The sequence below is a fragment of the Stappia sediminis genome (assembly GCF_009826895.1).
Lineage (GTDB): Bacteria > Pseudomonadota > Alphaproteobacteria > Rhizobiales > Stappiaceae > Hongsoonwoonella > Hongsoonwoonella sediminis.
Map to the genome: position 1 here is coordinate 1 of NZ_WUMV01000019.1, position 903 is coordinate 903.

General features: G+C 63.8%; 1 protein-coding gene. It reads right to left on the bottom strand.

Annotated features, from left to right (window positions below; genetic code table 11):
- The coding region (locus GR183_RS21610; protein WP_160777767.1) for a TIGR03032 family protein at positions 1 to 884 on the bottom strand (884 nt) is incomplete at its 3' end.
- Between the last annotated feature and the right edge of the window lie 19 nt (positions 885 to 903).

Genomic DNA, 903 nt, shown 5'->3' on the forward strand with positions numbered 1-903 from the left:
TAGATCGCGCAGCGCGGTTCCACCTTGCGCGCGGCCAAGGCATCATCCAGCGCGAGACCGGAGAAGGTCTTGTTGTCGCGCGGCAGCGAAAGCCCCATCATCGCGTAATCGCCGACGAAGGCGAGCCCGCGCAGGTAACCGGGGCAGAAGGCAACCTCCTCGAAGCGACCGCTCGCCACATCCACCGTGCCGAAACGGCCGGTTCCGCTGTCGTGCAGCCACAGCTTGCCGTTGTGAATTCGCGGCGAATGCGGCATCGAAAAGCCGCTCGCCACGATCTCGCCCGTCTCCACATCGACCACTACGCCGCCGTCGCGCCGCCCGTCGCGCCAGCCGTCGGCGACGTCGCTCTGCGACACTGCCGTGACATAGCGCGGACGCCCGCCCTCCATGGCAAGGCCGTTCAAGTGGCAGCGGTCTTCCGCCGCAAGCCGGCTGATAAATTGCGGCTGCCAGACCGGCTGGAAGCTGTGCTCGACACTTGGCTTCGCAAGGCAGGAAAACAGCGTGTTGACGAAGATCGGATCGCCGTATTCGTCGAGGCCGATGTCATGCGCGTCGATATCGCCGGTGACATAGCTGACGCGCGGCGCGAACAGCCGGTCGTAGCCTTCCGGCGTCACCTGACCCTCGGCCAGCAGATTGTCGAAGCGGTGAAGCTGGTAAAGGCTTGCAGCAAAAAGCCTGTCGCCTGAAACCGCAAGCCCCATCACGCGCTCAAGCTGCCGGTTGAACAGCGACAGCTTGCCGTCGGCATTCGTGCCGATCAGCATCAGCATGCCGGCCTGATAGGTGGAAAAGGCGAGGCTCGCTCCGCTTTCGGCGAGCCAGCTCTCGAACTGGCGCGAGGTGGTGATCTCGAAGACCGGCTTCTGCTCCGTCAAGGAATAACTCCCCAATTCA